We start from the raw sequence: 7,031 nt of genomic DNA, 5'->3' as shown, positions 1-7,031 counted from the left end.
GTGGCCGGCTCGGTTGCACACGTGCTGGCGCAGCTTGTAGTTGTGTACGGCTTGTTTGTCCGTTCAAGCGCGCTGGTAGCACTGTGGCCGGTATTGACCGTTTCCGGCGTGGTGATGGGCATTCTTACCGGCATCGTGGCAATCCACGTGGGCCGACGACTGGAGGAAAGAAGGGACATGGTCGAAGTAATACGCAATCAGGCGATCGAGTGTCCGGATACCGGAGACATCCATCCGGCAAAACCGGAAACTCAAACTTTCGTTCATCGGCTCCGGGCCGAAGCGAAAATAGCGGTGGTGATCAGCCTGGCGCTTGTCGTGGTCTTGGTGCGGAGCTGGTGGCTGTATGCCGGTGTGTTACTGCTCCTCGCAGCGGTAACAGTTATCGGCAGAGTGGGCTTCAGGCCGCTGTTTCGCCACCTGCGTCGTCTGGCAGTATTCGTCGCGGTTGCCTTTCTTGCGCCAGCCTTGTTCACGGTCGGCGGTCCGGTGCTGCTTGCGCTTGGGCCGGTGCGGGTGACGGCTTCGGGCATCGAGTCCGGTGCTGTGCTTGCGGTGAGAATTATCTTGTTGTTTCTTGTTACCACACTGCTTTCGGTTACCACGAAACCGGAATCGGTCGCGTCCGGACTTGAGCGAATCTTATCGCCCCTGCAGTATCTGGGCGTCGCGACCCCGCGGCTGGCGCAGGCCCTGAACGCATCCTGGTCGCTTTTCCCGGCATTGTGGCATCGGGCACAGGAGATGGTACGCACCCGGAATCTTAAGAAAGGCTGGTCTGCAGTTGCAGACTTCCTGCCCGAACTTGTTGCCGGGCTTTATACCGAGGCGGAGCAGACTGCGAGCGTGTGGCCGGACTCAGACAGGACACCAGGAGTATCGAAGTGCTAAGTCCGAATCCAGTTACCCAAGCGCCGGTTACCCTGGTTTACTCCTTCATGCCCGGCGCGTAGCGGCCAGTAGTTCGACAATCACCCCGAATCCGACAATTACGGCCAACAGCCATATTACCCAGCCGACAAACGGTATCGCACACAGGGCGTAGACCAAGACGATGCCGACGGGCGCGGTCAGCCAGAGCGAGGCGGTTGAGCCGCCGAACAGCCGGAACAGAAGCCGGCCGAGAAGCATTCCGGCCATCATCTTGGCAAGGTAAAGGAAGACGAGATAGAGCGCAAGTGCGATAAGCCCGGCCGGAATAGTGACGACAAGTACCATTGCCACGACGAAAGCCGCTGGTGGCGCCAGGAGCGCGATTGCGCCCCGGCCTACGGTGAGGCCGAACCGGTCAATCGAGCTCTCCAACGCCTGACGGATGACGTGTTTCCAGATCGCAATCAGAATAAGTCCGACAACCAGCGCACCCAGTACCGAAAATATCGCGAAAGGCAGGAAGAAGGCAGTAATGATGCCGGGCCGTGGACGGAACTGCCTGAGTTCGTCGAGCTTGGCGGTCCGGTGCAGCCGGCGGGTGAACTTGATTTCGCCGAATACCGCATCGCGGTTGCCGATATCGAGCTCGAAGTCAGAGCGGTAGCGCAGGTTGCCGAACACCCGGGCATCCTTAGTCAGGACCAGCCTGGTGCCGACCGTAGCGACAATGTCACCGTCAATGATACCGGAAATGATAATTTCGCCGGCGCCGGCCCGCACATCGCCGTGGACCGTGCCGTTAATGTTCAGCGTGGCGCACCCGGCGACAACATCGCCGGCAATTTCTGCGTTGCGGCCGATGGTCAGGTCCCGACAGCCGACGATCAGGTCCTGGCCAACCCGGGAGTCAACAGACACCGTAGCGGCGGCAATTCGGGCTGCGCCACCAACCGGGCCGCCCAGATGGATGCTTGCGCCGAGCGCCAGCAGGTCACCCCGGACCGCACCGGAGATGTCCGCGGTCTGGCAAGCGAGGTACAGGTTTCGGGTAACGAACCCGCCGACCGCGGCCGACTGACACCCGGCTGCGACCGAACCTTCTACTCTTCCATCCAAGCGCAGGGCACTGCCGCCGAAATAAAGGTCGCCGACCTGGGCTTCCTCCTTGAGCAAAGTGAAGCTCGACCCGGCCTCGAACCGCGCCGCGTATGAAAGCGCGATACAGCCGAGAAGCAGACCGCAACACATCGAACGGACGATTCTTCCAAATCTGGATGTGAAATGTCGGTTACTTGTCATATGAGGCTACTCCTTTTCCCAGTCGCGCAGACGCTCCCGAATTCGTTCTTTGATGCGCCGGCCAATTTCATTCCAGTCGGCGTGATTCGGATGCTCCTGGTCTGCGAAAGCGGCCTTGATGCCTTCTTGCACGCCGGCTTCAACCCGCTGGCTGAGCTTGTCCCAGTCCGGGTCCCTGGTCGTGACCTTGACCTTGCGATGATGCGTTGCGCCGCGCAGGCCGCCGCCAAGCGATATCATGCACCCGAGGATAAACCCGATGTTGTATCCCCAGCCGACGTTGTTTGTCTCGTAGATACCGACGTCTTTGGTGAACAGACTGACGGCAAAGGTGACGATGATGATCAGGCCGTGCCACAGCCCGGCCCAGAACCCGGCCCGGTTGTCGGTCGATGCCCAGCGTTCGTCCCCCGCCGCGCAACAAGCGGTAAGAATGAGCACCATTACAAGACATAGTAGTACGAGAACTTTCTTTCCGGCCATCACGCCTCCTGTAATCTCCGAGAATGTAGTCTGTAATTGCGGCCGGTCAAGCCCGTCCGTGCGCACAGTTTTGACTTGGGCCGGGTTTTGGCTAGATTCTTGGCCGTGGAACAGGTTGCGACATCCGATGAAAGCCGCTTCTTCTGCGACGAGATGCTCGGACGGCTGGCTCGGGAGCTCCGTCTCATTGGCCTGGACGTCGAATATCGCCGCGGGATTCGCGGTATGCAGGCTTATCGTGAAGCACGCGGCGCCAACCGGGTATTCCTTACCCGCAACAAGCGGCTGGGTAAGTTGCCCGGCGCCTATTTTGTGACTGCCCAGACCGCACCGCAGCAGGTGTCCGAGGTGAGAGAGAAATTTGCCACCGGCACATCCCCGGAAGCGCCGCGGATGCCGTCCGACAGAGCTCTTTCCCGATGCCTTGTGTGTAACGAGACGCTCGTGAGCATCAGCCGGGAACAGGCCCGGCCGCTGGTTCCATTTTTCATCTATCAGATACACCATGAATTTTCGCGCTGTCCCAGATGCAGACGGGTGTACTGGCCGGGCAGTCACGCGAAAGATATGGTGCAGCGCGTCGCGGCCCGGCAGCCCGATGTTGAAGCTATGACCCGGCCGCGGCGGCGGTTTGGCTTTGGCCGGCGACCACGGCACGGTCAGGATAAACAAGGGACGACCACGGAGTAAGTGACACTGATTTCCCATAACCGGAGGTGAATCAATGGCAGTAGTGCTTGATGGCAAGAGCCTTAAGATTTCCGACGTTGTCCGGGTGGCAAGGCAACGCGAGAAGGTCGAGCTGGCCGGTACCGCAAGAGAGCGGATCAACCGTTGCCGCGGCTTCATCGAAGAGAAGGTTCGGGAGCGAGCCGTGATGTACGGCATCACAACCGGCATCGGCGAGCTGTCGGAGACGATTCTTACTCCAGAGCAGACCGAGCAGTTTCAGCGCTACATCGTCTATTCGCACTCGGCCGGGTGTGGCGTGCCGCTGCCCGAAGAAGTAGTCCGGGCCGGCATCTGCTCGCGCATCAACGTGCTGGCAAACGGTAACTCAGGCATAAGGTTGGCGGTTGTCGAAACGCTGGTCGAGATGCTGAACCGGGGTGTGACACCGGTCGTGTTCGACAAAGGGTCGGTTGGCGCGTGCGGGGATTTGTCGCCAATGAGCCAGATGGCGCTCGTACTGCTCGGCGAGGGTGAGGCCTACTACGAGGGCAGACGGATGAGCGGGGCCGAAGCAATGAAGGCGGCCGGGATTCCAACCATTCGATTTGAGGCCCGGGACGGCCTCGCAACGATAAACGGCTCGAACATGACCGCCGGCTGGGGTGCACTTGAGCTTGAGGACGCCGGACATTACTACAAGGTGTCGGAAATCGCGGCGGCACTGACGCTTGAAGTCCTGAACGCTAACATGGCCGCTTACGACGAACGGATTCACAAGGTGCGCGGGTATCCGGGTGCCATCACCTGTGCTGAGAACATCCGCCGTCTGACCCAGGATTCCGAGATGCTCAAGCAGCCGGGGAAGAAAGTTCAGGACGCCTACAGTCTGCGTTCGACTCCACAGGTTACCGGCGGCGCACGCGACGCACTCGCCTGGGCCCGCCTGATGTTTGAGATCGAGCTCAATGGCGTTGGCGACAATCCACTCTTCTTCCCGGAAGATAAGGCTTACCTGACCGGCGCCAATTTCCAGGGAACTCCGCTTGGGCTCGCGCTCGACCTCACCGGTGCGAGCGTGACGATGGTTGCGGTACTTTCTGAGCGTCGTACCAACCGGTTGCTCAACCGTAACCTGTCGTCCGGTCTGCCAGCATTCTTGACCAAAGGAGCAGGTATGTTCTCCGGTCTGATGCTGACCCAGTACACTCAGGGAATGCTTATCTGCGAGGACCGGATTCTGTCCGCACCGGCATCGGTCGGCTCGATTCCAGCCGCGGCTGACCAAGAGGACTTCGTCTCGATGTGCTTCACCGCTGCACTTAAGACGAACCAGATTCTCGCCAATGCATGGTACGTCCTTGCAATCGAACTGATGGCCGGTGCCCAAGCGGTTGAATTCCGAAAACCGCTTCGGCTCGGCCGGGGCACGCAGGTGGCCTACGATTTCGTGCGCCGCCACGTTGACAAACTGGTTGAGGACCGGCCGATGCAGTACGACATCAACAATCTGGCTGAGGCTGTAAAGTCGGGCGGGCTCCTCGACGCGGTCGAGAAGGAAATCGGGAAACTGGGCTGAGAACGAGCATCGCGTCCGCACAGTACGTTGGCACAGCGCGTGATGCACGGAGCGTAGCGCGTGCTTATTAAGCACCTCGCTGATTGTCGTGAGATTCTTGCGGGTGACAATACGCGATTGCGCGAGCTGCTTCACCCCGAGCGAGACCCAGCGAAAATCGGCTACTCGCTTGCGATTGCTCGGCTTGAGCCCGGCCAGTTATCGCTGCCGCACCGTCTGAAGCAGACTGAGGTCTACTACATCATTAGAGGGGCCGGCACGATGCACGTCGGCACGGAAGCCGCTCCTGTCAGTGCCGGTGATGTGGTGTACATTCCGTCAGAGGCGACCCAATGGCTTGAGAATGACGGTGATGGTCCGGTTGAGTTTGCCTGCATTGTCGAGCCGGCCTGGCGGCCCGAGGACGAAACGGTTCTTCCCGGAGCGTAGAAAAGTTCAGGCCCGGTCCGCGGGCCGGGCCTGAAGGGTAAGGTTCTCTCTCAGGTTACCCGAATATTTTAAGAATTGTAGCATACCAGCTGGCCTGATGCAAGTACAGGTCTTAGCCGGTTTTGGTGGCATTTTGACTGACTTCTGCCTTTTCCTATAATCGCTCCGTCAGAGGAGTACCACGATGAAGAACATCACTCGATGCTTGCTTCTCGCCTTTACTATGGCTCTGGGTGGAAACTGGGTGACATCAGGCGGGGATCCAGCAAGAACCGGACTATCAGACGAGTTCGGTCCGACTCAGCCGGACCTCGTCTGGCAGGGAACGGTCAATGGTCTGTTCGGTCTGCCGGTGTTCATCTGGCAGGACCGGCTTGTCACCTGCCGGTTTCAGACGATTGACTACGCGCCAATTGTGTGCCAGAGCATTGACGACGGCCGGATAATCTGGACGCGTGACTTTCCGGGCACAAACAGTCGCTCAATTCCGGTTGGATTCCGTGATAACCGGGTATATGCGATCAACTTTCAGGAGTCGCACTACGACACTCTTTATGCTCTGTCTCCGGACAACGGTACCACAATCTGGAGGGCGCGCATGACAGTGGAAATGAGCATCACCGAGAGCGTGACATTCTGCGAGAACGGCGACCTTCTTGTTCAGGGCTCTGGCTTCAAGATAGCCCGTATTAATTGCATGAACGGCGACACGGTCTGGACTTGCTACCGACTGTGGCCGGTGACTGGAAGCTGTGACCTGTGTGTGTTCGGTAATACTGCCTACGGCTACTATGGTACGATCGCGGGAATTTCGCTTATTGCGATTGACCTTGCGACCGGACGAATCCGCGACTCGGTGCGACTGCAAGATATGCATCCTGGCGGGCCGACGCCCCAGGCTGCGCCGATGGTCGGCCCGGACGGCACAATCTACGCCCATGTTGTCGGTGACAACATCACTGCGGTCCGCGATTCGGGCGACAGCTTGAAAGTGCTGTGGGTCAGAGAAATATCAGTCTCGCCCTATTCACCCTTTGCCCACTTTGCAGTTGGTCCAGATTCAACCGTGTACGTTGCCTCGAATGGCCGCATATTGCGTCTTGACCCGGCGGACGGTATGGCAATAGATTCGTCGTTACCAATAAACGATGGCAATATTTTCCAGTGTCGGCTTGCAATTGACCGAGCCGGTCGGGTGTATGCGTCGAACGGAGGATTTTCTTCGGGTGCGTTGTACTGCTTCAGCCAGGACCTTGAGTTGCGCTGGTCTGTGCCGGTAGCAAGCATCAATACGTCTGGGCCGGCGATCGGGTCCGACGGGATTCTCACCGTCGCTGGCAACGGTACAACACTGTTGGCGTACAGGACGCCAACCGCAACGAGAGACTTACCAGCGCGCCCCCGTCCGGTTCCGATGCTTCTTGCCAGGCCGAATCCCTTCCGTAGCAGAACGGCCATCAGTTTGCGGTCTGCAGTCGTTAGTTCATCAGGGTTGACTATCTATGATGCTGGCGGTGCCCGTGTTCGCACCCTGCAGGCTGACAGTTACGAACGACCGGCTATCAGCACGTTCGTGTGGGATGGCTGTGACCAGTCGGGCCGACGCATGCCGGCTGGCGCCTACATTGGCGAGGCCGGTGGTACGACCATAAGCCTTGTTCTGACAAGATAGGGTTGCTTGACAACCGTGCCTGCTGGG

The 7,031-nt window shown here is 59.1% G+C and carries 7 protein-coding genes; 5 read left to right on the top strand and 2 right to left on the bottom strand.

Going from position 1 to position 7,031, the window contains the following annotated elements; translation table 11 throughout:
- A partial coding sequence (locus tag ABIL25_00555) for a CbiQ family ECF transporter T component (protein ID MEO0080771.1) occupies positions 1-891 on the top strand: 891 nt, incomplete at its 5' end.
- A 45-nt stretch (positions 892-936) separates the two neighbouring features.
- Here the strand turns inward: ABIL25_00555 and ABIL25_00550 are convergent.
- A complete protein-coding gene (locus tag ABIL25_00550; protein MEO0080770.1) occupies positions 937-2,172 on the bottom strand; it encodes a hypothetical protein in 1,236 nt (411 codons plus the stop codon).
- A gap of 6 nt (positions 2,173-2,178) precedes the next feature.
- A complete protein-coding gene (locus ABIL25_00545) occupies positions 2,179-2,655 on the bottom strand; it encodes a hypothetical protein (GenBank protein MEO0080769.1) in 477 nt (158 codons plus the stop codon).
- Positions 2,656-2,760: 105 nt separating this feature from the next.
- Between ABIL25_00545 and ABIL25_00540 the strand changes: the two genes are divergently transcribed.
- The 4 genes from ABIL25_00540 to ABIL25_00525 all read left to right on the top strand — a co-directional run bounded on the left by ABIL25_00540 (position 2,761) and on the right by ABIL25_00525 (position 7,004).
- Positions 2,761-3,345, top strand: coding sequence for a Mut7-C RNAse domain-containing protein (locus tag ABIL25_00540; protein ID MEO0080768.1), 585 nt, complete (start codon positions 2,761-2,763; stop codon positions 3,343-3,345).
- Between the two features lie 34 nt (positions 3,346-3,379).
- Positions 3,380-4,903 carry an aromatic amino acid ammonia-lyase gene (locus ABIL25_00535; GenBank protein MEO0080767.1) on the top strand — a complete coding sequence of 508 codons (1,524 nt, stop codon included), beginning with the start codon at positions 3,380-3,382 and terminating at the stop codon, positions 4,901-4,903.
- Between the two features lie 60 nt (positions 4,904-4,963).
- On the top strand, positions 4,964-5,332 hold the full coding sequence (locus tag ABIL25_00530; GenBank protein MEO0080766.1) for a cupin domain-containing protein: 369 nt from the start codon (positions 4,964-4,966) through the stop codon (positions 5,330-5,332).
- 184 nt (positions 5,333-5,516) lie between these two features.
- A complete protein-coding gene (locus tag ABIL25_00525) occupies positions 5,517-7,004 on the top strand; it encodes a PQQ-binding-like beta-propeller repeat protein (protein MEO0080765.1) in 1,488 nt (495 codons plus the stop codon).
- The last annotated feature ends 27 nt before the right edge of the window (positions 7,005-7,031 follow it).

Source organism: candidate division WOR-3 bacterium (assembly GCA_039801365.1).
In the GTDB taxonomy this organism is placed as follows: Bacteria; Hydrothermota; Tepidihabitantia; order Tepidihabitantales; family Tepidihabitantaceae; genus JBDRUN01.
This window is presented reverse-complemented; position numbering and strand designations above follow the sequence as displayed.

Bases quoted from the DNA above. Each gene is read 5' to 3' on its own strand.
- ABIL25_00550 (MEO0080770.1), bottom strand. From the start codon at position 2,172: ATGACAAGTAACCGACATTTCACATCCAGATTTGGAAGAATCGTCCGT.
- ABIL25_00545 (MEO0080769.1), bottom strand. From the start codon at position 2,655: ATGGCCGGAAAGAAAGTTCTCGTACTACTATGTCTTGTAATGGTGCTC.
- ABIL25_00535 (MEO0080767.1), top strand. From the start codon at position 3,380: ATGGCAGTAGTGCTTGATGGCAAGAGCCTTAAGATTTCCGACGTTGTC.
- ABIL25_00525 (MEO0080765.1), top strand. From the start codon at position 5,517: ATGAAGAACATCACTCGATGCTTGCTTCTCGCCTTTACTATGGCTCTG.